General features: G+C 59.3%; 24 protein-coding genes. 11 read left to right on the plus strand and 13 right to left on the minus strand.

Translation table 11 applies throughout. The features are described 5' to 3' along the window. Window positions 1–3: 3 nt before the first annotated feature. From fghA to rpoS, 7 genes are all read left to right on the plus strand, one after another. Window positions 4–849, plus strand: a complete 846-nt coding sequence (fghA, locus tag JBO08_RS02965) for an S-formylglutathione hydrolase (protein ID WP_065880065.1) — start codon at window positions 4–6, stop codon at window positions 847–849. 54 nt (window positions 850–903) lie between these two features. Continuing rightward, window positions 904–1,377, plus strand: coding sequence for a 2-C-methyl-D-erythritol 2,4-cyclodiphosphate synthase (gene ispF, locus JBO08_RS02970; RefSeq protein ID WP_025855145.1), 474 nt, complete (start codon window positions 904–906; stop codon window positions 1,375–1,377). Continuing rightward, a complete protein-coding gene (truD, locus tag JBO08_RS02975) occupies window positions 1,374–2,432 on the plus strand; it encodes a tRNA pseudouridine(13) synthase TruD (protein WP_065890103.1) in 1,059 nt (352 codons plus the stop codon). The genes ispF and truD overlap by 4 nt, the downstream gene beginning before the upstream one ends. Then, on the plus strand, window positions 2,420–3,169 hold the full coding sequence (gene surE, locus JBO08_RS02980; RefSeq protein WP_065880063.1) for a 5'/3'-nucleotidase SurE: 750 nt from the start codon (window positions 2,420–2,422) through the stop codon (window positions 3,167–3,169). The genes truD and surE overlap by 13 nt, the downstream gene beginning before the upstream one ends. 41 nt (window positions 3,170–3,210) lie before the next feature. Continuing rightward, the gene (locus JBO08_RS02985) at window positions 3,211–3,846 is read left to right on the plus strand and encodes a protein-L-isoaspartate(D-aspartate) O-methyltransferase (protein ID WP_010563544.1); all 636 of its coding nucleotides are present in this window, start codon (window positions 3,211–3,213) and stop codon (window positions 3,844–3,846) included. A gap of 207 nt (window positions 3,847–4,053) precedes the next feature. Beyond that, on the plus strand, window positions 4,054–4,890 hold the full coding sequence (locus JBO08_RS02990) for a peptidoglycan DD-metalloendopeptidase family protein (protein WP_083207061.1): 837 nt from the start codon (window positions 4,054–4,056) through the stop codon (window positions 4,888–4,890). Between the two features lie 107 nt (window positions 4,891–4,997). Continuing rightward, complete coding sequence (rpoS, locus tag JBO08_RS02995) at window positions 4,998–6,002, plus strand: RNA polymerase sigma factor RpoS (protein ID WP_025855149.1); 1,005 nt, start codon at window positions 4,998–5,000, stop codon at window positions 6,000–6,002. A 245-nt stretch (window positions 6,003–6,247) separates the two neighbouring features. Here the strand turns inward: rpoS and JBO08_RS03000 are convergent, their stop codons facing one another. Beyond that, window positions 6,248–6,457 (minus strand): cold-shock protein, encoded by a 210-nt coding sequence (locus JBO08_RS03000; RefSeq protein ID WP_002554837.1) that lies wholly within the window; start codon window positions 6,455–6,457, stop codon window positions 6,248–6,250. A gap of 387 nt (window positions 6,458–6,844) precedes the next feature. Between JBO08_RS03000 and dcd the strand changes: the two genes are divergently transcribed. Both dcd and JBO08_RS03010 read left to right on the plus strand, forming a co-directional pair. Then, complete coding sequence (gene dcd, locus JBO08_RS03005; protein WP_010212421.1) at window positions 6,845–7,411, plus strand: dCTP deaminase; 567 nt, start codon at window positions 6,845–6,847, stop codon at window positions 7,409–7,411. A 108-nt stretch (window positions 7,412–7,519) separates the two neighbouring features. Beyond that, on the plus strand, window positions 7,520–7,720 hold the full coding sequence (locus JBO08_RS03010) for a hypothetical protein (protein ID WP_049709645.1): 201 nt from the start codon (window positions 7,520–7,522) through the stop codon (window positions 7,718–7,720). Between the two features lie 15 nt (window positions 7,721–7,735). Here JBO08_RS03010 and pdeM read toward each other — a convergent pair whose 3' ends face one another. Genes pdeM through JBO08_RS03035 form a run of 5 tightly spaced genes read right to left on the minus strand, consistent with a single transcriptional unit; the run spans window position 7,736 to window position 13,614 of the window. Further along, a complete protein-coding gene (pdeM, locus tag JBO08_RS03015; protein WP_065945382.1) occupies window positions 7,736–8,386 on the minus strand; it encodes a ligase-associated DNA damage response endonuclease PdeM in 651 nt (216 codons plus the stop codon). Further along, window positions 8,386–10,866, minus strand: coding sequence for a ligase-associated DNA damage response DEXH box helicase (locus JBO08_RS03020; protein WP_220074537.1), 2,481 nt, complete (start codon window positions 10,864–10,866; stop codon window positions 8,386–8,388). The genes pdeM and JBO08_RS03020 overlap by 1 nt, the downstream gene beginning before the upstream one ends. A 57-nt stretch (window positions 10,867–10,923) precedes the next feature. Beyond that, window positions 10,924–12,315, minus strand: coding sequence for a glycosyltransferase family 39 protein (locus tag JBO08_RS03025; protein WP_065880060.1), 1,392 nt, complete (start codon window positions 12,313–12,315; stop codon window positions 10,924–10,926). A gap of 23 nt (window positions 12,316–12,338) precedes the next feature. After that, window positions 12,339–13,274, minus strand: a complete 936-nt coding sequence (locus tag JBO08_RS03030; RefSeq protein ID WP_083224231.1) for a glycosyltransferase family 2 protein — start codon at window positions 13,272–13,274, stop codon at window positions 12,339–12,341. Next, the gene (locus tag JBO08_RS03035) at window positions 13,246–13,614 is read right to left on the minus strand and encodes a GtrA family protein (RefSeq protein WP_220074536.1); all 369 of its coding nucleotides are present in this window, start codon (window positions 13,612–13,614) and stop codon (window positions 13,246–13,248) included. The genes JBO08_RS03030 and JBO08_RS03035 overlap by 29 nt, the downstream gene beginning before the upstream one ends. 143 nt (window positions 13,615–13,757) lie before the next feature. Between JBO08_RS03035 and JBO08_RS03040 the strand changes: the two genes are divergently transcribed. Further along, a complete protein-coding gene (locus tag JBO08_RS03040; protein WP_065880057.1) occupies window positions 13,758–14,435 on the plus strand; it encodes a response regulator transcription factor in 678 nt (225 codons plus the stop codon). Between the two features lie 40 nt (window positions 14,436–14,475). Next, complete coding sequence (locus JBO08_RS03045; RefSeq protein WP_065880056.1) at window positions 14,476–15,624, plus strand: HAMP domain-containing sensor histidine kinase; 1,149 nt, start codon at window positions 14,476–14,478, stop codon at window positions 15,622–15,624. Here the strand turns inward: JBO08_RS03045 and JBO08_RS03050 are convergent. The 7 genes from JBO08_RS03050 to JBO08_RS03080 form a co-directional block, all read right to left on the minus strand. Further along, on the minus strand, window positions 15,617–16,381 hold the full coding sequence (locus tag JBO08_RS03050; RefSeq protein ID WP_065880055.1) for an ABC transporter ATP-binding protein: 765 nt from the start codon (window positions 16,379–16,381) through the stop codon (window positions 15,617–15,619). The two genes, JBO08_RS03045 and JBO08_RS03050, sit on opposite strands and share 8 nt — an antisense overlap. Window positions 16,382–16,394: 13 nt before the next feature. Then, the gene (locus JBO08_RS03055) at window positions 16,395–17,513 is read right to left on the minus strand and encodes a succinylglutamate desuccinylase/aspartoacylase family protein (RefSeq protein WP_065880054.1); all 1,119 of its coding nucleotides are present in this window, start codon (window positions 17,511–17,513) and stop codon (window positions 16,395–16,397) included. A gap of 9 nt (window positions 17,514–17,522) precedes the next feature. Further along, complete coding sequence (locus tag JBO08_RS03060; RefSeq protein ID WP_065872420.1) at window positions 17,523–18,233, minus strand: ABC transporter permease; 711 nt, start codon at window positions 18,231–18,233, stop codon at window positions 17,523–17,525. After that, window positions 18,230–18,958, minus strand: coding sequence for an ABC transporter permease (locus JBO08_RS03065; RefSeq protein WP_065872419.1), 729 nt, complete (start codon window positions 18,956–18,958; stop codon window positions 18,230–18,232). Before JBO08_RS03065 ends, JBO08_RS03060 begins: the two co-directional genes overlap by 4 nt. A 56-nt stretch (window positions 18,959–19,014) precedes the next feature. Further along, window positions 19,015–19,794 carry a transporter substrate-binding domain-containing protein gene (locus tag JBO08_RS03070; protein ID WP_065872418.1) on the minus strand — a complete coding sequence of 260 codons (780 nt, stop codon included), beginning with the start codon at window positions 19,792–19,794 and terminating at the stop codon, window positions 19,015–19,017. A gap of 310 nt (window positions 19,795–20,104) precedes the next feature. Continuing rightward, complete coding sequence (locus JBO08_RS03075) at window positions 20,105–21,739, minus strand: ATP-dependent DNA ligase (RefSeq protein ID WP_220074535.1); 1,635 nt, start codon at window positions 21,737–21,739, stop codon at window positions 20,105–20,107. Continuing rightward, a complete protein-coding gene (locus JBO08_RS03080; RefSeq protein ID WP_065872416.1) occupies window positions 21,736–22,740 on the minus strand; it encodes a ligase-associated DNA damage response exonuclease in 1,005 nt (334 codons plus the stop codon). Before JBO08_RS03080 ends, JBO08_RS03075 begins: the two co-directional genes overlap by 4 nt. Window positions 22,741–22,937 lie beyond the last annotated feature (197 nt).

The following is a 22,937-nucleotide window of genomic DNA, read 5'->3' on the forward strand; positions in this document are numbered from 1 at the left end:
GCCATGAGTCTGGAAAACCTGTCGTGCCAGAAGAGCTTCGGCGGCTGGCACAAACGCTACAAGCATCACTCCGATGTGCTCGGCTGCGACATGACCTTCGCCGTCTACCTGCCGCCGCAAGCGGAGCAGGGCGGCAAGTTGCCGGTGTTGTACTGGCTGTCCGGTCTCACCTGCACTGATGAGAACTTCATGCAGAAGGCCGGCGCGCAGCGCATGGCCGCCGAGCTGGGGTTGATCATCGTGGCGCCGGACACCAGCCCTCGTGGGCCGGGTGTTCCGGGTGATCCCGATAACGCGTGGGATTTTGGCCTTGGCGCCGGCTTCTATCTGAATGCCACGCAGGAGCCCTGGGCCAAGCACTATCGGATGCATGACTACGTGGTGAAGGAATTGCCTGCGTTGGTTGAAGCGCATTTCCCGGCTTCAGATAAACGTGGCATCAGCGGTCACTCCATGGGCGGCCACGGTGCACTGGTGTGTGCGTTGCGCAATCCCGGGCGTTACCTGTCGGTGTCGGCGTTTTCGCCCATCAGTAACCCGATGGACTGCCCATGGGGTCAGAAGGCCTTTTCCCGCTACCTGGGCGAAGAGCGTTCGAAATGGCGTGAGTGGGACGCCTGCGTGCTGATCAGCGAAGCCGCGGAAAAGCTGCCACTGCTGGTGGACCAAGGTGACCGCGACGATTTCCTTGCCGTGCAACTCAAGCCTGAAGCCTTGCAGCAAGCGGCCAAGGCGGCTAACCATCCGTTGGAACTGCGGCTGCAACCTGGCTACGACCACAGCTACTTCTTTATCGCCAGCTTCATCGAAGACCATTTGCGACACCATGGTCGTGCTTTGCTCGGTTAATGTGAGGCAAAAGTAGGTAGAATCACGCCCTGAATTAAATCGGGGCGTTTTTTTATGCGTATTGGCCACGGCTACGATGTGCACCGTTTCGCTGAAGGCGATTTCATCACCTTGGGCGGCGTGCGCATTGCACATCACCATGGGTTGCTGGCTCATTCCGACGGCGACGTTGTGTTGCATGCCTTGAGCGATGCCTTGCTCGGCGCGGCGGCGTTGGGCGATATCGGCAAGCACTTTCCGGACACCGACCCGACCTTCAAGGGTGCGGACAGCCGTGTATTGCTGCGCCACGTGGTTGGCCTGATCCATGCCAAAGGCTGGAAGGTCGGCAACGTCGACAACACCATCGTGGCCCAGGCGCCAAAAATGGCGCCCCATATTGAATCGATGCGCGCACTGATTGCCGCAGACCTGCACATTGAATTGGATCAAGTGAACGTGAAAGCCACCACCACCGAAAAGCTCGGGTTCACCGGTCGTGAAGAGGGCATCGCCGTGCACTCCGTTGCCTTGTTGCTGCGCGCATGAATGATCTGCAACTGCTGGGCCCTCGGGCCTATGGCGAGGCCTTGGGCAGCGCGGTCCTGAAGGCGACCGCCGAAGACTTCCAGGTTGATGAAGTGCTGGATATCCCGCTGACCGGCGAGGGTGAGCACCTGTGGTTGTGGGTTGAGAAGCGTGGCCTCAATACAGAAGAAGCCGCGCGGCGCATCGCCAAGGCGGCCGGCGTGCCGTTGCGCACGGTCAGCTATGCCGGGCTCAAGGATCGCCAGGCGTTGACCCGCCAATGGTTCAGCGTGCAGTTGCCAGGCAAAGCCGATCCGGACATGAGCGCTGCGGAAAACGACAGCCTCAAGGTTCTCAAGACCGCCCGTCATAAACGCAAATTGCAGCGCGGCGCACATTCGGCCAATGGTTTCACCTTGCGCCTGACCCAGCTGGCCGGTGATACCGCCGCCATCGACGCGCGTTTGCAATTGATTGCACAGCAGGGCATCCCCAACTATTTCGGTGCCCAGCGTTTTGGTCACAATGGCGGCAACGTGGTTGACGCCCGCGAGTGGGCCGCGCGCAAGGCTTTGCCGGAACAGCGCAACGTGCGTTCGCGGCTGCTGTCGACGGCGCGCAGCTACCTGTTCAACAAGGTGCTGGCGGCGCGTGTGGCTGACGGTTCCTGGCAGCGTGCGCAGGTCGGCGACCTGTTGGCGTTTACCGACAGCCGCAGCTTTTTCCCGGCGGGGGAGGCGGAGTGCAGCGACCCGCGCCTGGCCATTCTGGACCTGCACCCGACCGGGCCGCAGTGGGGCGAAGGTGATTCACCTGCCAGCGGCGCAACCTTCGAACTGGAACAGGCGGTCGCCGCCGGTGAAGCCGACCTGCGCGATTGGCTGGTGAATGCCGGCATGAGCCAGGAACGTCGCATTCTGCGACTGCCCATTGGCGGTTTGACGTGGCATTATCCCTCGCTGGACATTCTGCAATTGGAATTCGTCCTGCCGGCCGGATGCTTCGCCACTGTCTTGGTGCGCGAGCTTGTTGATCTGGTGCCGGTGGGGCAGACGGACAACCCATGCGTATTCTGATATCAAACGATGACGGTGCCACCGCACCCGGTCTTGCCGCGCTCTATGCTGCGCTGGAAGATTATGCCGAGTGCGTGGTGGTTGCCCCCGACCAGGACAAGAGCGGCGCCAGCAGTTCGTTGACGCTCGACCGTCCGCTGCACCCGCAGGTCCTGGCCAATGGCTTTATCAGCGTGAACGGCACTCCTACCGACTGCGTCCACCTGGCGATCAACAGCCTGTTGGATCCGCAGCCGGACCTGGTGGTGTCGGGCATCAATCTTGGTGCGAACCTGGGGGATGACGTGCTGTATTCCGGTACCGTGGCGGCAGCCCTTGAAGGGCGTTTCCTGGGGCAAACCGCGTTCGCCTTTTCGTTCGCCTCGCGCCAATTGGATAACCTGCCGACCGCGGCCTATTTCGCGCGCAAGCTGGTAGAGGCCCATGGCTCCCTGGACTTGCCGCCGCGCACGGTGCTCAACGTCAATATTCCCAACTTGCCCCTTGATCATATTCGCGGCATCCAGCTCACGCGCCTGGGCCATCGCGCCCGCGCGGCGGCGCCGTTGAAGGTGGTTGATCCGCGCGGCAAGGAAGGCTACTGGATCGCTGCTGCGGGTGACGCCGAAGATGGCGGCCCGGGCACGGACTTTCATGCGGTGATGCAAGGTTATGTATCGATTACCCCATTGCAATTTGATCGCACCTTCAGTGATGCCTTCAGTGGTCTCGATGGCTGGCTGGAGAGGCTTCGCTGATGGGCCGTGAACAAGACGACTTGCTGCGCCGGGGCATCGGGATGACTTCCCAGCGTACCCGCGAACGCCTGATACAGCGCCTGTACGAAGAGGGCTTGTCCAACGCCCAGGTGCTGGAAGTGATCCGGCGCACGCCTCGGCATCTGTTTGTCGATGAAGCCCTGGCCCACCGTGCCTATGAAGACACGGCGCTGCCTATCGGCCATAACCAGACCATTTCCCAGCCTTACATGGTGGCGCGCATGAGCGAGCTGCTGCTGGCGGCGGGGCCGTTGGACAAGGTGCTGGAAATCGGCACGGGCTCCGGCTACCAGACCGCCGTGCTGGCGCAGTTGGTGGAGCGGGTGTTCTCGGTGGAGCGCATCAAAGTGCTGCAAGACCGCGCCAAGGAGCGCCTGGTGGAGTTGAACCTGCGCAATGTGGTGTTTCGCTGGGGCGATGGCTGGGAAGGTTGGCCGGCGCTGGCACCGTACAACGGCATCATTGTTACCGCCGTGGCCACCGATGTTCCGCAAGCGCTGCTTGATCAACTCGCCCCCGGTGGGCGCCTGGTGATCCCGGTCGGCTCCGGTGAAGTGCAACAATTGATGCTCATTATCCGTGAGGACGAAGGCTTTTCACGGCATGTACTGGGCGCTGTTCGTTTTGTACCGCTGCTCAATGGCCCGCTGGCCTGATCAATTTTTTCCGGCGGTGAATTCTGCTGGCGGGGATGTGTCTTACAGCGGGGTCTATTGAATCAACATCACTGGCGCGACGATTCAACACGCTGAACGATTCGTTTCAGACGTGTGCCGGTAAAACTCCAATGCCCAGTTATACTTGCGTCATATTTCAAGCCTGGTACAGGCATTCATGTTCAGCCAGCACAAAGGGAGCGGCGGGTGAGTCTCACAGGTCTTGCGCAGCGTATGAGTAAAACAAGCTTTCATCGACTGGTGCTTGGCCTCGTCTTCAGTTCTGTGTTGGTAGGGTGCTCCAGCTCGCCAAGCAGCGGCGCGCGGGTGGTTGATCGTAATAGTGCGGCACCGCAAAAGCCGACGGTAACCACCGGGCAATATGTGGTGCGAAAGGGCGATACGATGTTTTCGATCGCCTTCCGTTATGGCTGGGACTACAAGGCCCTCGCAGCGCGTAACAATATTCCTGTGCCTTACACGATACATCCGGGTCAGACGATTCGCTTCGACGGTCGCACAGGATCAACGCCTACGGCAGTCGTGACAAACAGTGGTTCTTCGCCGTCGTCCTCAAGCAAAACCACCGTCTTCACCCGGCCTGCTGGTACTGCCGCGCCTGCCCCTGCGAACAAGCCGGCACCTGCGCCGTTGCCACCTGCAGGGCCCGCGCCGACCGGTTGGGGATGGCCTTCCAACGGCGTGTTGATTGGAAAATTCTCTTCAAACGGTAGTTTGAATAAAGGCATTGATATCGCCGGAGATTTGGGACAGCCTGTTTTAGCTGCGTCTGATGGGACGGTGGTGTACGCCGGGAGTGGTTTACGGGGCTACGGCGAGCTTGTCATCATCAAACACAGCGATACCTACGTCAGTGCCTACGGTCATAACCGTAGGCTGTTGGTTCGGGAGGGGCAGCAGGTCAAAGTCGGACAGACAATTGCCGAAATGGGATCAACTGGTACAGACCGGGTGAAACTGCACTTTGAGATTCGCCGACAAGGGAAGCCTGTAGATCCGCTGCAATTCTTGCCCCGGCGTTGATATGTTGCACAGCCTGTTCCCTTCACGTAGAAGGAACAGGCTCCAGCGTTGCCAAGGATAAAGGCGCCGCTTGAGCTTGAGGTCGAACTCACCAAAGGACTATAACAATGGCTCTCAGTAAAGAAGCGCCGGAGTTTGACATCGACGATGAGGTTCTCCTTATGGAGACCGGCATTGCTACGGAATCGATGTCGAATGAGGGACCTGCTGTACCTTCAGTTCGCACCAAATCCAAGAACTCCACCGCGTTAAAGCAACACAAGTACATTGACTACACACGGGCGCTCGATGCGACCCAGCTGTATCTCAATGAAATCGGCTTTTCCCCTCTGCTTACCCCCGAAGAAGAAGTCCATTTTGCGCGCTTGTCGCAAAAGGGTGATCCGGCTGGGCGCAAGCGCATGATTGAAAGCAACCTGCGCCTGGTGGTGAAAATCGCCCGACGCTACGTCAATCGTGGGCTTTCCTTGTTGGACTTGATCGAGGAGGGCAACCTGGGCTTGATCCGGGCGGTAGAGAAGTTCGACCCTGAGCGGGGCTTCCGCTTTTCGACCTATGCCACCTGGTGGATTCGTCAGACAATCGAACGGGCGATCATGAATCAGACCCGCACGATCCGGTTGCCGATCCATGTGGTCAAAGAGCTCAACGTCTACCTGCGGGCAGCGCGTGAGCTTACCCAAAAACTCGATCATGAACCTTCGCCCGAAGAAATCGCCAACCTGCTGGAGAAGCCGGTAGGGGAGGTCAAGCGCATGCTTGGTCTTAACGAGCGTGTGTCTTCGGTCGACGTCTCGTTGGGTCCGGATTCGGATAAAACCCTGCTGGACACTCTGACGGATGATCGCCCTACAGATCCTTGTGAGCTGTTACAGGACGATGATCTTTCCCAAAGCATTGACCAGTGGTTGTCAGAGCTCACTGACAAGCAGCGTGAAGTGGTGATTCGCCGCTTCGGCCTGCGCGGCCATGAGAGCAGTACCTTGGAAGACGTAGGCCTGGAGATCGGTCTGACCCGTGAGCGGGTGCGGCAGATCCAGGTGGAGGGGCTCAAGCGCTTGCGCGAGATCTTGGAGAAGAATGGCTTGTCGAGCGAGTCGTTGTTTCAGTAACGTCTCCTAAGGCAGCTATTAAAACGCCCGGTGCATGAGAGTGCGCCGGGCGTTTTGCTTTCTACTGCGTTAGCAACTGTCGAGCCTTGGCGAGGCTGCGTCAACGGTATATCTGACGTACCGCGAACGCAGCCTCGCCAAGGCTCGACAGCTGCTACGCCACGCAGAGTCATACGGCATGAAATCCCAGGCATAAAAAAACCCCGCTTTTAAGGGCGGGGTCTTTTCGACTAAGTCAGTACAAGTTAGATAACTTGAACTTCTTCAGCTTGCATGCCTTTCTGACCGCGGGTAGCGATGAAAGAGACCTGTTGGCCTTCTTTCAGGCTTTTGAAGCCGTCGGATTGGATAGCTTTGAAGTGAACGAACAGGTCGTCACCGGATTGTGGAGTGATGAAGCCGAAGCCTTTTTCATCGTTGAACCACTTAACGGTACCAGTTTGGCGATTAGACATGGTGTAACTCCTTGAACAAAGTTAACTGCGACTCAGGAAAAGCCCTGGCCGAGACTGAGTGCAAAGAGCAGGAAAAATTCTTGGAGATGGTTGGATCGAAATTCAACATATCGTGTAGAGATTCTCAGTGACACAAGCAACACAGTGACGTCACCTTAACTGTTTTTCTCGGACGTGCCAATGATATTTCCGAAGGTTTCTCTATTTTCGTGACTGGCGGTGGTATTTCTATTCGCCTCGCACAGCTATACGGGGCCCGGCTCCGTTGGCTACGACGTGTGAGCAACCGGCGTTTTTTTTAAGAAAAGCCCCGTGGCCTTTGAACCCCAACGCCGGCCCCGGTAAGATGCCCAACAGATTTTTCACCTCGCTATTCAGGACACCGCCATGAGCATCAAATCGGACAAGTGGATTCGCCGCATGGCGCAAGAGCACGGCATGATCGAACCGTTCGTCGAGCGGCAGATCCGCGGCCAAGGTGATGCCCCGGTGATTTCCTACGGCGTTTCCAGCTATGGATACGACGTGCGCTGTGCCGATGAATTCAAGGTGTTCACCAACATCAACTCGGCCATCGTCGATCCAAAGAACTTCGACGAAAAGAGCTTCGTCGACGTCAAGAGCGACGTGTGCATCATCCCACCGAACTCCTTCGCCCTGGCGCGCACCGTGGAGTTCTTCCGTATCCCCCGCGACGTGCTGACCATCTGCCTGGGTAAAAGTACCTACGCGCGTTGCGGCATTATCGTCAACGTGACGCCGCTTGAGCCTGAGTGGGAAGGTCACGTGACCCTGGAATTCTCCAACACCACTACGCTACCGGCGAAAATCTACGCCAACGAAGGCGTGGCGCAGATGCTGTTCCTGCAGTCTGACGAGGCCTGTGAAGTGTCCTATAAAGACCGCGCGGGCAAGTATCAGGGCCAGCGCGGCGTCACTCTCCCACGCGCTTGATAGAAAGGTCTTACGCGTAAAGGGAATTAGTCTGAAGAAAGTGACTCTATCTAGGTGTACTGCCTCGGCGCGTGTAAAACGCGTCGAGCCACGCTTGAGGAGTACTTTATGAAGATCGACCCGCGAATCAGCGCAGAAATTGCCCGGCTTGAACCCAACCAGATTGGCGTTCTGGCCTGGTCCCTGATGGCCGATCCCGCTTATGCGGGTGGTATTCCCGGCCAGCCAGATCCGGATTCCCCGCAACCCATTGAAGAACCGGGCTCGCCCACTGTTCCAGATGAGCCACCTCCCGCGCCTGTAGCCTGACACTTCGCCAGCCAGTTAATGCACTGGCCAAACTTGATGGTCGCCGATGACAAATATTCGGCGGTCATTGGCCTGTTCCACTGCAAAGCCACCGGTAAACGCGCCAAACGCCGGCAGCAAGCTGACCTGCGTTCCGATCTGGAAGCACGGTAGGCGCAGACTTTGCCGTCCCCTGCCGCGCAAGCGATACACCGGATGCACGTGCCCTGCCAATACATGGTGGGTCGCATGGGCATCCGGTTCGTGTTGCAATGCAAACGGGGCCATCAGCAGCGGCTCCGCAACAACCTCGATCCTCAGATCCGCAGGTGGGTCACCCGCACGTTTATCGTGATTGCCTCGAATCAAGGTCATAGGCAGGTCAGGATGGCGTGCTCGCCAGGTTCTCAATGCGCTCAGCGTGCCGCTGGCGTGAGAGCCTGTGCCGTGCAGGAAATCGCCTAGAAAGATCACCTGCGTACACGGTAGCGTCGATAGCAACCGGTCCAGTCGTTGCAAATTCTCGGTCGTGGTTCCCTGCGGCACCGGTTGCCCCAGGCTTCGATATGCCGACGCCTTGCCGAAATGCGCATCCGCAATCAACAGACACTGACGCGCAGGCCAATAGACGGCCTTGTCTGCCAGCAGCCACAGTTCTTCACCCTCGAGCATTACCGAACAAACCATCAACGCTTCCCGTTATCCGCGACTTTTTCCAGGTCCTTGACCATCCGCGCAATGCGCTCAGAAAGTTTTTCCGAACTCATGCTTTCGCGCATCCGCTCAACCAGCAGGGGAAAGGCCAACGGCGTAGGCCGTTCGATCTTATGCAGGTCCAGTTTCAGCGCCGACAGATGACGTAATGTCTCTTCCAGCCGGCGAATATCCAACTCATCACGCAGGACTTCTTCCCCTGCCTGGGTCAGCAGCAGGTTCTGCGGGTCATATTGCTTGAACACCTCAAAGAACAACCCGCTGGACGCCTGCACCTGCCGGGTGCTTTTCGGCGCGCCAGGGTAACCGGCGAACACCAGCCCGGCGATACGTGCGATTTCACGAAAACGGCGCAGGGCCAACTCCCCGGCATTCAGGCTGGCCACCACATCATCCAGCAGGTTTTCAGGACTCAACAGCGCGTCGTTCAACAGCGCTGGCCAATCCACTTCGGTGGCACTCAATAACTCCAGCCCGTAATCATTCACCGCAATGGAGAAGGTGACCGCCTGCCCTCGGCTCACCCGCCACGCCAACACACTCGCCAGCCCCAGGTGCACCTGGCGCCCGGTGAAGGGGTAGAGGAACAGGTGCCATCCCTCCCGCGATTTCAAGGCCTCAGCCAGCAAGTGCTCGCGCGTCGGCAAGCCGGACCAGCGCAATTGTGTTTGCAAGAGGGGCCGAACCGCCTGCATCTCCGGCCCTTCGAAGTGTCCGTGGGCCGCTTCATCCAAGCGCACGACGACGGCCTGGGCCAGCTCATTGGAAAGCGGCATGCGCCCACCATTCCAGCGCGGTACGGCGGCTTTTTTCGCGGTGCTGCGACGTACATAGGCGGTCATGTTTTCGACCCGCACCAGCTCCAGCAAGCGCCCGGCGAACAGGAAGCCATCTCCCGGCTTGAGCCGCGCAATAAAACCTTCCTCGACGCTGCCGAGGTTTTTGCCGCCGCCGCCCTTGCTCCAGAACTTCAACTGGATGCTTGCGTCGCTGACGATGGTGCCGACGCTCATGCGATGTCGACGTGCCAGCCTTGCGTCCGGGACGCGCCAGATGCCGTGCTCGTCCGGCTCGACGCGACGGTAATCCGGATAAGCCGTCAACGAAAGGCCACCATGGCGCACAAACCCCAGCGCCCAGGCCCAGTCTTCATCCGTCAGATCGCGATAAGCCCAGGCGCCGCGTACCTCGGCCAGCAGCGCTTGCGGTGTAAAGCCACCGCCCAATGCCATGCTGACAAGATGCTGGACGAGTACATCCAACGATTTGTGCGGCGACTCGCGCGCTTCAATGCGCCGCTGCGCAATCGCATCCTGCGCCGCCGCGGCCTCCACCAACTCCAGGCTGTGGGTCGGCACCAATGTCACCCGCGAGGGCCGCCCCGGCGCGTGCCCCGAGCGACCGGCGCGTTGCATCAGGCGGGCCACGCCTTTGGCCGAGCCGATCTGCAGTACGCGCTCCACCGGCAGGAAATCCACCCCCAGGTCCAGGCTTGACGTACACACCACCGCCTTGAGCTGGCCGTCTTTCAAAGCCCGCTCCACCCAGTCACGGGTCTCTCGCGACAGCGAACCATGGTGCAGGGCAATCACCCCGGCCCAGTCGGGACGGGCTTCAAGCAATGCCTGGTACCAAATTTCCGATTGCGCTCGCGTGTTGGTAAAGACCAGGCAACTGCTGCTACTTTCCACCTCGGCCACCACTTGGGGCAGCATCTTCAAGCCGATATGCCCGGCCCAGGGAAAACGTTCTGTAACGGGTGGCAATAATGTGTCGATGATCAACTGCTTGGCCGTTAGCCCCTGCACATTGATCCCGTCACCCTGTGGGATCAGCACTTCCAATGCGTGAGACTGATTACCCAAGGTTGCCGAAATACCCCACACCATCAACTCTGGATGCCAGCGCCGCAAGCGTGCCAGCGCCAGTTGCAGTTGCACGCCGCGTTTATTACCGATCAGTTCGTGCCACTCATCCACGACCACCATGCGCAGGTTTCCCAGGCTGGCTTCGCTATCGGCGCGGGCCAGCATTAACGTCAGGCTTTCCGGGGTGGTGACCAGTGCGGTGGGCTGGCGGCGGGTCTGCCGCGCGCGTTCGCTGCTGCTGGTGTCGCCGGTGCGCAGGCCGACACTCCAGGGAATCTGTAACGCCTCGAGCGGCGCTTCAAGGGCGCGGGCGGTGTCGGCGGCCAACGCACGCATGGGCGTGATCCACAGCACCGTCAGCGGTTCAGCCGGTGGTTTGCGTTTACCGGTTGTCGCTGGGCGAGTGATGGCGAAGCGATTGAGCGCGGCAAACCACAGTGCATAGGTTTTACCGGCGCCGGTGCTGGCATGCAGCAAACCTGATCGGCCTTCCTTGACCGCCGCCCAGACTTCTTTTTGAAAGGCGAACGGCTTCCAGCCTTTGGCGGCGAACCATTGCCGGGCGAAGTCGAGAGGTTTTGCCATGCGGGCGCTGACGCTCTGAAGGGCTTATTGCACAGACCCTTAACGCCTGCCAAAGGTTTAACCGGGTGCGGCACGACAGTAATGCAATTGGGATGTATTGGCCTGGGCCACTGCGTAGCAGGTCAAGGTTGGCGGCAGCGGTTGCTGGTTGTTTTTGCGTCGGACCAGGTAAAAGTCTTTCGACAGCGGCAGTTGTTGTGGGCTTTTGGTGTGCCGTGCCCAGCCGCTGCTATAGAACTCGGCCGAATAGGAGCGTGATCCCAGGTAGATCAAGTCGCCCGGCGCAGCGGCTTGTTGCGCTTTCCAAAGCGCAACCATGTTTTTCTGGTTTTGTGGGCGGTCGGCAATCTCGCCACTGATGATCAAGATGCAGCCCAGTAGGGGCAAGGCCAACGCCATGGCTGCGATGACGGTCCCGCGTGTTTTGCGGCAGAGCACCTCAGCCAGTAATAACGCCCAGGCTGGCAGCGCGGGCAGTACGTAGGTCCAGAGGATGTTGGTGGACATGGTAAAGAACAAGGGCGCTGAAACAGCCCAGCCCAGCACAAAGATCAAGTACTCTCGCTGACCTTCAAATTGCCCGCGCAGCTTGACCAGCATCGGTAAAAACAGCGTCCAGGGCAAAAGCCCGCCCAGCAGGTGCCCCCAAATCATCGCCAAGGGTTGCGCATGTGCGCTGCCGTATAGATCGCCTTGCCATTTGCTGATGACGTAGCGACTGAAATGTTCGCCGACGATGAAGTACTCCAGAAAACCCGGGGTTTTCAGTTCGGCCAGCCAATACCAAGGCATGGCCACCGCGAGCATCAGTGCCAACCCCGGCAACCATGGCAGCCCCAGCAATCGCCGCCAATGGCCGGTAAGCGCCAGCCAGATTGACGCGGGCATCGCCAGCAACACAAGCGCCAGCGGGCCTTTTGCGAGCAGGCCCAGGCCAAGCCCGAGAAAACCCGCCATGGCCCACCTGCGGTCACCGTGCATCAAACCGCGCCACACGCCCAGGTGGGCGAGCAAAAGGGCGAACGCCAATGCGCCGTCGGTCAACACGGCACCGCTGGAAAGGAGCCCGAGTGTGCAAGTCGAGTAGATAATCGCTGCCGTCAACCCGACTCGCAGGCTGCGCTCGCCGCAAGCGAAGTGCACGATCAGCGCGCAGCTGGCGACATGCAGCAGCCAGGTTGAAAAACGGCTGGAGAACTCGTTGATGCCGAACGCTTTCATGCTCAGTGCCTGTAGCCAGAATGACAACGGCGGCTTGCCCCAGAACGGCACTCCGTGATCGAACATCGGCGTGATCCAGTCATTGGAGACGAGCATTTTTCGGGCAATTTCGGCATAGCGGGCCTCTGAGGTATCCATGATTGGATAGAGCCCGAGTGTGAGCAGGCGCGCCAGCAGCACCGTGAACAGGATGCCCCAGAGCAAACGCATGGACGTGGAATGATTCATGCCGTCAGCCTTTATGAAGGGATTCAAGATAGATCGCGCTTATGCAGGGAGTTGGGCCTGGGGCTCACCACCGTCAGCACCCGGCCGACATACTCGCCGACCACGGCGGTACCCAGGCACAACAACAGAATCGATTGCACCAGCAGATGCGCATGGGTCAGTTCACCGAATGTCGCGGTGGCTGCAACCCACAGTGAGCCAACCAGAAAGCTCATGGCACTCAAGTAGCTGTACATGCGCAGCGGGCGAGTAGAGAAAGCAAGAATCGAGTCCGCACACAGGTCCAGCAATGACAGCGGCGTCCACTTGGTTGTGCCTGCTTGGCGTGGCTTGCGGTCGTAGTTCACTTCGGTACTTGGGTAGCCGAGCCAGCTGACCAGCAGTTTCAATACGCCGGCGTTGTCGTCCATGGCGCGAATGGCCGCGAGTGCGTTGGGCCCTATGAGTCTGAAATCACTGACTTGCTGGGGGACTTCGAAGTCGTCGATCAGTTGGTCCAGCGTGGCGTAATAGAGCCTTGCGGCCGTGCGTTTTGTCCAGGAATCACAGTGCCGTGAGCGGCGCTGCATGTTCACGATCTCATAGCCCTTGTGCCATTCCTGCACCATAAGGGGGATCAGCTCCGGTGGGTCTTGCAGGTCGCAGTCCATGATGATTACTGCGCCGCCGTCTATGTCGTTGATGCCTGCGCGCATGGCCGCTTCTTTGCCGAAGTTGCGACTCAAGTGCAGGCACCTGACACGCGGGTCCTGAGAAAATTGATCGATCATGGCCGCTGTCTGGTCTTGACTGCCGTCATTGATGTAGAACACTTCTGTGCGGATTCTTACGCGTTCAATGATCGCCATCAGGCGCAAATGGAATTGCGTTATTACGCACTGCTCGTTAAAGCAAGGCACCAATATTGTAAGTTTCGTGGCAGGCAAGGACTCACTGAAGAGGTTCGCGTTTGCTGTCATGTTTGAATACCCAGAAGTGATTAATCGTAAAGCCTTGAAGAGTCACGGCGACCATTGTCATGAGCTGTGCAAGTTGTGCAGGTACGCCCCAGTGGATCAGTAGCGTGACAATAAGCGTGTTAGATAAAACCTGACTGGTGGCCGTTATGAAAAATCGCCCTCTATTGCAGTCTCGCTTCACAAATACCCAATGCCTGGACAGGCAATAGGCGACCAGCGCCCCCGTAACGGCTGCACAGAAGGTGGATGGCGTTGGGCCGTAGTAAGGCAGCAAGCAGACGAACACTACGAAATGCACCAGTGTCGCGAAGAAGCCTGCGCCCAGATAACGGATGAACACTCGAAGTATTTTTTGCATGACAAGAATGTATAAGATGAAGTGTGAATCAAATGTAACGTCGCGAAACGATATTTGTTGTCAGTTTTTATTTGTTTGCTGAAGGGATGTTCTTAGTTGTTTGTAAGAATTTGGAGTTTGTCCTGATGGAAATATTACTAGTTGAAGATGATCATGCGTTGGCGGGTTCGTTGGGGGATTATCTCGGTGAATTTGGTTTCGATGTAGATTTTGCCCGCGATGGGCGAAGTTGCCTGGAGCGTGTCCAGCACCATGAGTACGACCTCATCGTCATGGATGTGGCAATGCCTCGCATGAGCGGTTTTGACACCTGTCGCCAGTTGCGGTGCGAGCAGAACCACACGCCCGTTATATTCCTGACGGCACGTGACGCACTGCCCGATAAACAAGAGGGTTACGACGCAGGCGGCGACGATTACCTGGTCAAACCCTTTGAGCCTCAAGAGTTGCTATGGCGTATCCGCGCGCTGATCCGCCGGGGCTCCCCGCGCCAGCCACGCCGTGTGAAACAACTGGGCGACCTGGTGATTGATCCGGTCTCGCAGGCGTTGCGCTACAACGGCGTCATCACGGTGTTACCCGCCCTCCAATTCACCTTGCTGAACCTGCTTGCCGATGGGGCACCGGAGCCCGTCAGCCGGCGCAAACTGGAGGCCGCGTTGTGGCCAGGGGGTGATCCGCCAGACAGTGATGCACTGCGCACGTATATCTACCGGCTCCGCCAAGCCTTGGGCAAGCCATACGGTAACGAGCTGATCCGGACGGTTCACGGTAAGGGCTATCGTCTTGCGATTCCTTACTGATTCCTTTTTTGCGCGAATCCTCTCTGCACTGCTGCCGTTCATGGCAACGATTACGTTGTTCTACAGTGTGCTGATCTGGGCCACTGTCAACGTGACAGAGGACTACATCATTGCCAGCTATTTGAAGCTTGAGGCACAGGCGTTCGAGGAACGGCATAGCCTGCAAGGGGCAGCGACGGCGATGCCCAACAGCATTTACCTGCAAGGCTACTGGTCGGGAGACGCTGAACTTCCCGCCGTCATTCGCCAATTGCCAGCCGGTCACCATGAACTGGAGGGAGAGGATGTCCATGTGTTCGTGAGTGTTGTACCGGGTGCGTCGCAGCGGCTGATACTGATGCTGAACGAGTCTGAACTCAGCCAGACCGAAGGCTACGGCGCTCAGATTTTCGGGCTGTTGTGCGCGGTGGCCGGATTGATCCTGATCCTGGGTACCATCCTGGCCATCGCGATTGCCCGCGCCATTGCCCAGCCCGTCAGCCAATTGGTGGAGGACGTGGCCTCTGAACCGCGTGGGCCGTGCAGATTCAGCGGGTTCGAGCGCCAGGACGAAATCGGCACGTTGAGCCGTACGCTGTCGGCTCTGGTGACCCAGCAAAATGCCGCGCTGCTGCGCGAGCAGGCATTTACCCGGCACGTGAGCCACGAGCTACGCACCCCCTTGGGGATCTTGAACAACAGCCTGGCGATCCTGCGTTTGCCCGGCTGCAACGCCGAAAAATCCGCACGCAGCCTGCTACGCATGGAGGGCGCGTTGTCCGGAATGAAAATGACCATTGAGCTGTTTTTGTCCCTGGCCCGTGAACCGCGTCAATTGCCCCATGCGGCGATTGACCTGTCCGCTGTCGTCGCCGAGCAGATCGAAAAATACCAGCTGCTTTACCCTCTCGCGGCTGATGCGCGGGTGCTGACGGGGGCATCAACGATCTGCGTGAAGGCCAATGAGGCGATAGCCCGCAGTGTGGTGCAGAACCTGCTGGGCAACGCTGTTCAGCATGGCGCCGGTAAAGTCCGGGTTGTCCTCACTGAGCAGCAACTGGTGATCATCAATAACCGTGTGGAACAGCGCGTGTCGCCGGGGTTCGGCTTTGGCCTGGAAATCGTCTCGCGTGCCTGCACGCAGGCAGGCTGGCGCTTTGAAACCCGACGCACACGCCATACGTTTCATGCGCGCATCTGCTTCACTTGAGATTGCCACTTAGAAACTGCTGCAAGCGCTCACTCTTGGGATTGCCCAACACATCCGCAGGCGCACCTTGCTCTTCCACCAGGCCCTTGTGCAGGAACAGCACCTGGCTCGACACCTTGCGCGCAAAGCTCATCTCGTGGGTCACCATGATCATGGTGCGGCCTTCCTCGGCCAGGCCCTGGATCACCTTGAGCACTTCGCCCACCAGTTCCGGGTCGAGGGCCGAGGTGGGCTCGTCGAACAGCATCACCTCGGGTTCCATGGCCAAGGCGCGGGCGATGGCGACCCGTTGCTGCTGGCCGCCGGACAGGAACGCCGGGTATTGATCGGCCACACGCGCCGGCAACCCTACCTTGTCGAGGTAGCGACGGGCGCGGTCTTCGGCGTCTTTCTTGCTGCAACCCAGCACCCGGCGCGGGGCCATGGTGATGTTTTCCAGTACACTCATGTGGCTCCACAGGTTGAAGTGCTGGAACACCATCGCCAGGCGCGTGCGCAGGCGCTGCAGTTCGGCGTCGTCGGCCACGCGCATGCCGTGGCGATCGCTGACCATGCGGATCGACTGGCCGTCCAGGGTCATGGCGCCGTCGTTGGGGGTTTCCAGGAAGTTGATGCAGCGCAAAAAGGTGCTCTTGCCCGAGCCGCTGGCGCCGATCAGGCTGATCACGTCACCGGTCTTGGCCTTGAGCGAAACACCTTTGAGCACCTCATTGTCGCCATAGCTTTTATGCAGGCCTTCAACGGTCAATTTGTACATGGGGCGTGCATCCTCAAGGCGAAAGTAGGTAGCCGCTACGGTAGGCTTCGCTGCCCGCGACATGGCCGATGACCATCCCGGCAGTGGCCATGCGGCGTAGCGAACGAGCGTAAAGCAGGCCGGCCTTCTGGCAGTGCACCGGCGTTACGCGGTCGGAAATGGGGTCGATGATTTCGGCGATCAGTTGCCCGGCCTCCAGGTATTCACCGGGCAGGGCGCTGAACACCAGCAGGCCACCCACTGGCGTCGCCACCGGTTCAACGCCGGCCAGCGGTGTGGCCGGGTAGGGCAGGTCGGGCAGCGGTGCCGCATCACCGGTGATGGCGCCGAAGTGAATCAGGTAATCGATGATTGCCTGGCAGTCGAGACTGGCCAGGCCGTGGTTGACGTCGCCTTGCCCGCGCAGTTCGACGGTCACCGAAAAACTGCCCATGGGGATCGGGAAGCGCTCGTCGAAGCGTTGCTGCAATTGCCACCAGACCAGGGTGAAACACTCATCGAAGGATTGTCCACCGGAGTCGGTCGCGAGCAAATTAGCCTCCGAACCGATATACCGCGCGAGCGGTTCCACCTGCGGCCAGGCCTCGGGCGTGGTGTACAAGTGCGCCACGGCTTCGAAATCGCAATGCAGGTCCAGTACTATGTCGGCGTCACAGGCCAGGCGTTGCAGCACCAGGCGCTGGGATTGCAGCTGGGTGTCGGCATTTTGTGCGGCGAGGGCGGTGGACAGCGCGGCGCGGATCAGTTCGACGTTGTGCCGAGGATCATCCCCGAGCAAATCTTCGACCTGGTTGCCGACCGCTTCACTGAGGTCGACAAACAGGCGATTGAAGTTCTGCCCGCTCTCCAGCTCATAGCGACCCAGCGGGATATCCATCAACACCTGTTCCAGACCCACCGGGTTGGCGATAGGCACCAGCACGATCTCGCTGCGCAGGCGACCGGCCGCGGCCAGCTTCGCCAATTGCACTTTGAGGTGCCAGGCCACCAGCATGCCCGGCAACTCATCGGCGTGCAGCGACGACTGGATGTAAATCTTGCCCTCGGCCTGCTCCGGGCCGAAGTGAAAACTGTGAATCTGCCGCGCCGTACCTGGCACTGGCGCGATCAGTTCATGAACCTGATGACGCATACAAACTCCTTAATGGCTCGGCCCGAGAAACGCCAGCCAGCGGCGCTCCGCCAGACGAAACAGACCGACCAGCGCGAAGGTCACGGTCAGGTAGATCAGCGCAGCGATACCGAATGATTGAAAGGTCATGAAGGTGGCCGAGTTAGCGTCCCGCGCCACTTTGAGGATGTCTGGAATCGTCGCGGTGAAGGCCACCGTGGTCGAGTGCAGCATCAGGATCACTTCATTACTGTAGTAGGGCAGCGAGCGACGCAGCGCGGACGGCATGATCACGTAGGCGTACAGCTTCCAGCCGCTCAAGCCATAGGCCTTGGCCGCTTCGACTTCGCCATGGGCCATGCTGCGGATCGCCCCGGCGAAAATCTCCGTGGTGTAGGCGCAGGTGTTGAGGGCGAAGGCCAGGATGGTGCAGTTCATCGCATCGCGAAAGAATGCGTCCAGCAGCGGTTGTTCGCGCACGGCGGCGATGCTGTAGATGCCGGTGTAGCAGATCAGCAACTGGATATAGAGCGGCGTGCCCCGGAACAGGTAGGTGTAGAACTGCACCGGCCAACGCACGGCACGATTGCGCGAGACACGCGCAATGGACAGCGGAATCGACACCAGAAAGCCGATGACCAGCGCGGCGCTGAGCAGCCACATCGTCATGGCCAGACCGGTGATGTGCTGGCCGTCGCTATAAAGGAAGGGGCGCCAGTATTCCTGCAAGAGTTCGATCATCGCACTGCCTCCCGGGCGCCTGCGGAGTAGCGCCGTTCAAGGCGACGCAAGACGAAGTTGGACGCGCTGGTGATCATCAGGTAGATCAACGCGGCGAGCACCAGGAAGTAGAACAGCTGATAGGTGCTCTTGCCCGCGTCCTGGGCAGCCTTGACCAAGTCGGCCAGGCCGATGATCGACACCAGCGCCGTGGCCTTGAGCATCACCATCCAGTTGTTGCCGATACCCGGCAGGGCAAAGCGCATCATCTGCGGGAAGGTCACGTAGCGAAACCGTTGCCCGCGCTTGAGGCCGTAGGCCGTGGCGGCTTCCAGTTGGCCACGGGGCACGGCGAGGATTGCGCCGCGAAAGGTTTCGGTGAAATAAGCACCGTAGATAAAGCCCAGGGTGATCACCCCGGCGCTGAATGGGTCGATCTCGATGTATTCCCATTCCATGAAGTCGGTGAAACCGGTGAGCCAGGTTTGCAGGCTGTAGAAAATCAGCAGCATCAGGACCAAGTCGGGTACACCGCGAATCAGCGTGGTGTAGAGCTGGGCGGGGATGCGCAAAAAGGGCAGGCTGGACAATTTGGCGCTGGCACCGAGCAAGCCGAGCACGACGCTGACGGCCAGGGACAGCACTGACAACTTGATCGTCATCCACGTGCCTTGCAGCAACAGCGGGCCGAAACCCTTCAAACTGAGCGCGCTCAGCCCGAGGGTTTGCAATAATTCTTCGAGCATAAATCAGGACCTATGGCGATAAAAAAGCGCCCTTCCAGGGAAGGGCGCTCCAGGCATTATTTGCCGCTGTACAGGTTCAGATCGCCAAAGTGTTTCTTCTGGATGGTGGCGTAGGTGCCATCATCGTGTAACGCTTTGATACCTTTATCCAAAAGCGCCTTCAGTTCAGTGTTACCTTTTTTGATACCGATGGCGGTTTTCGACGGCAGCAGTGGGTCGTCAATGGCGGCGCTGACTTCGTAGCCCGCACCGGCTGGCGACTTCAAAAAGCCCAGTTCGGCTTGCAGCATGTCCTGCACGGAAGCGTCGAGACGGCCGGAGGTCAGGTCGGCATACACTTGGTCCTGGTTGGCGTAGGCCTTGGTGGTCACACCGGCTTTATCCAGTACCGCCTTGGCGTAGGCCTCCTGGATGGTGCCTTGCTCGTAGCCCACGGATTTACCCTTGAGGGACTCGGGCGTCGAGAAGCCAGCACCCTTCTTGAACACCAGCGAGGTTGGGCCGGAGAACAGCTCGTTAGAGAAGTCGATGGCCTTTTCACGCACCGGGGTCACGGTCATGGACGAAATCACGCCGTCGAATTTGTTGGCTTTCAGGCCTGGAATCATGCCGTCGAAATCACTTTCGACCCACTTGCACTTCACTTTCAGCTCGGCGCAGATCGCATTGCCCAGGTCGATATCGAAGCCGACCAGGCTGCCGTCGGCGGCCTTGGATTCAAACGGTGCATAGGACGGATCGACACCAAAACGCAGTTCCTTGTATTCCTTGGCCAGCGCGGAACCGGCGGCCATGCACAGAGCCAGTGCAGAAAGGGTCAGCAATGCTTTTTTCATTATGTAATCCCTGGAAACCAAGATAAGCGCTTGTGGCGCGTTTAGACTGTTACTGAACGGTGTCAGACGGATCACAGGTAGCAATTTCTGCACCATAGTTCCGAATGAGCGTTTTAAAAGGTGGGATGAGGGAAGTTTGAGTGTAGGAGATGCCCGGAAATGGGCATGGAAAATTCATCGCACCAATTTGGAACTGATGCAGATCAAAAAGGTGGGAGCTGGCTTGCCTGCGAGAGCGGTGGGTCAATTACAGATGCATTAGCTGACCCGCCGCCATCGCAGGCAAGCCAGCTCCCACAGGTGTTTTGAGTCAGGCCAGAAGGTCCTGCAACGTGGCGAGGTTATCGGCTTCTTCCACCGCCTTATCCTGTCGCCAGCGCAACATTCGCGGAAACCTCACCGCAATCCCGCTTTTATGCCGCTTGGACAGGGCAATCCCCTCAAACCCCAGCTCAAACACCATGCTCGGCGTGACGCTGCTGACCGGCCCGAACTTTTCCACCGTGGTCTTGCGCACGATGGCGTCGACCTTGCGCATTTCCTCGTCCGTCAGCCCTGAATACGCCTTGGCAAACGGCACCAGCGTGCGTTCGGTACCGGGCGGCCCGTCCCATACCGCAAAGGTGTAGTCGCTATACAGGCTGGCGCGTCGACCATGACCGCGCTGGGCATAGATCAACACCGCGTCGATGCTGAACGGGTCCACCTTCCACTTCCACCATAGACCCATGTCCTTGGTGCGGCCCACGCCGTAGAGGCCTTTGCGGTCCTTGAGCATCATGCCTTCCACCCCGAGGCTGCGAGAGGCTTCGCGTTGTTCGGCGAGGTCCTGCCAACTGCTCCCAGTCAGCAACGGTGATGCCTGCAACGAGGATTGGTTGCACTGGGCAATCACCTGCTCAAGTTGCGCGCGGCGCTCAGCCTGAGTGTGGTTGCGCCAGTCGTTACCCTGATGTTCCAGCAGGTCGTAGGCCAGGACTGCGACCGGGGCGTCCTCAAGTACTTTTTTGCTCAGGGTCTTGCGACCAATGCGCTGTTGCAGCAGCGCGAAAGGTTGCACCGCGTCCTTCCACACTACGATTTCGCCATCGATCACCGTGCCATCGGGCAAGCCACTGACCAGGCTGTGAAGTTCGGGGAAACGCTCGGTGACCAGTTCTTCACCCCGGGACCAGATCCACAGGCGGCCCTCACGCTTGACCAGTTGCGCACGGATGCCATCCCACTTCCATTCCACCTGCCAGTCGGCGGGCGAGCCGAGCAAGGTGTCGAACTGCTCCACCGGTTGCGCCAAACCGTGGGCGAGAAAAAACGGATAGGGCTGCCCGCCCCTTTGCGCATGCTCGTCGGAAGATTCAGCGGCGATCAGCTTGAGGTAGCCCTCAGGCGTAGGACGGTTGGACAAGTCGGTGTAGCCCACTAGCCGCTGCGCCACGCGCTTGCTGTCGAGGTCGGCCATGGCAGCGAGGGCTCGCGTGACCAGCAACTTGGACACGCCCACGCGAAAACTGCCGGTGATCAACTTGATGCACACCATCAGGCTGGGTTGATCCAGTTGCGCCCATAACGCCGGTAGGCGCTCAGCCAATTCCAACGGAGGCAAGCCACGCAGGGGTAGGAGTTTTTCCTCCAGCCACACTGCAAGGCCGTCTTCTGAGGTGTAGGTGGATTCCGGTAACAGTAGGGAAATCGTCTCCGCCAAGTCACCCACCGACTGGTAGCTTTCTTCGAACAGCCAGGGTTCGATGCCCGACGCTTCGGTGGCCATGTCCCGCAGTAGGCGCGTGGGGACCAACTGGCGAGGGCGCCCCCCGGACAGAAAGTACACCGCCCAGGCGGCATCGTCCGGTGGCGCTTGCAGAAAGTAGGCTTGCAGTGCAGCAAGCTTGGCGTTGCTGGAGGTGGTGGCGTCGAGGTTGGCGTACAGCTCGGCGAAGGCCTTCATGCGCTGGCCTCCTCTTCGTCATCGCCGTATTCAGTGGTGAAGCCTTGGGCATCCAAACCTTTTTCCCGCAGATGGCGCACCAATACACCGACAGAGCCGTGGGTGACCATCACCCGCTCGGCGCCGGTTTGCTCGACGGCCCACAACAAACCGGGCCAGTCGGCGTGGTCTGACAGCACAAAACCTCTGTCCACACCCCGCCGCCGACGGGTACCGCGCAGGCGCATCCAGCCGCTGGCAAAGGCATCGCTATAGTCGCCAAAGCGCTTTATCCAACTGCTGCCGCCGGCAGAGGGCGGGGCGATGATCAAGGCCTGGCGCAACAACGGGTCGGTCTTTTTGAAGTCACCGGCATACAGGGTTTCGGGGATGTAGATCCCGGCCTCGCGGTACACCCGGTTCAGCGGCTCGACCGCGCCATGGCTGAGGATCGGGCCGATGCTGGCGTCGATCCCATGCAGGATGCGCTGGGCTTTGCCAAAGGAATAACAGAACAACACGCTGGCCTTGCCGGCGGCGATGTTCGCCTGCCACCAATCGTTGATCCCGGCAAAGATCTGCGCCTGGGGTTGCCAGCGGTAGATCGGCAGGCCGAAGGTGGATTCGGTGATGAAGGTATGGCAACGCACCGGTTCGAAGGGGGCGCAGGTGCCGTCGGGCTCGACTTTGTAATCGCCGGATGCGACCCAGACTTCGCCTTGATATTCCAGGCGCACTTGGGCCGATCCCAATACATGCCCGGCCGGGTGGAAGCTCAGGGTGACGCCGTGATGGACCAGTTGTTCGCCGTAGGCCAAGGTTTGCAGGTTGATGTCCTGGCCCAGCCGCGAGCGCAGGATGCCTTCGCCGGGAGCCGCCGCCAGGTAGTGCTGGTTGCCGGTGCGGGCATGGTCGCCGTGGGCGTGGGTGATGACCGAACGTTCCACCGGGCGCCAGGGGTCGATGTAGAAATCTCCGGCGGGGCAATACAGGCCTTCGGGGCGGGCGATGACAAGGTCCATGGAATGACCGGGGAAGTGGGCTTGTTACTTATGAGGCGGGGCTGAGCGCAGAAGTTCTATCGGAATGTACACAGAACAAATGTGGGAGCTGGCTTGCCTGCGATGGCGGTGTATCAGCCACTGAAAGAGTGACTGAAAAGGCGTCATCGCAGGCAAGCCAGCTCCCACATTCTGGTTCGGTTTCTTCAGTAAGGCCC

Origin of the sequence: Pseudomonas sp. LAP_36 (assembly GCF_019456785.1) — a bacterium.
Classification (GTDB): domain Bacteria; phylum Pseudomonadota; class Gammaproteobacteria; order Pseudomonadales; family Pseudomonadaceae; genus Aquipseudomonas; species Aquipseudomonas tritici.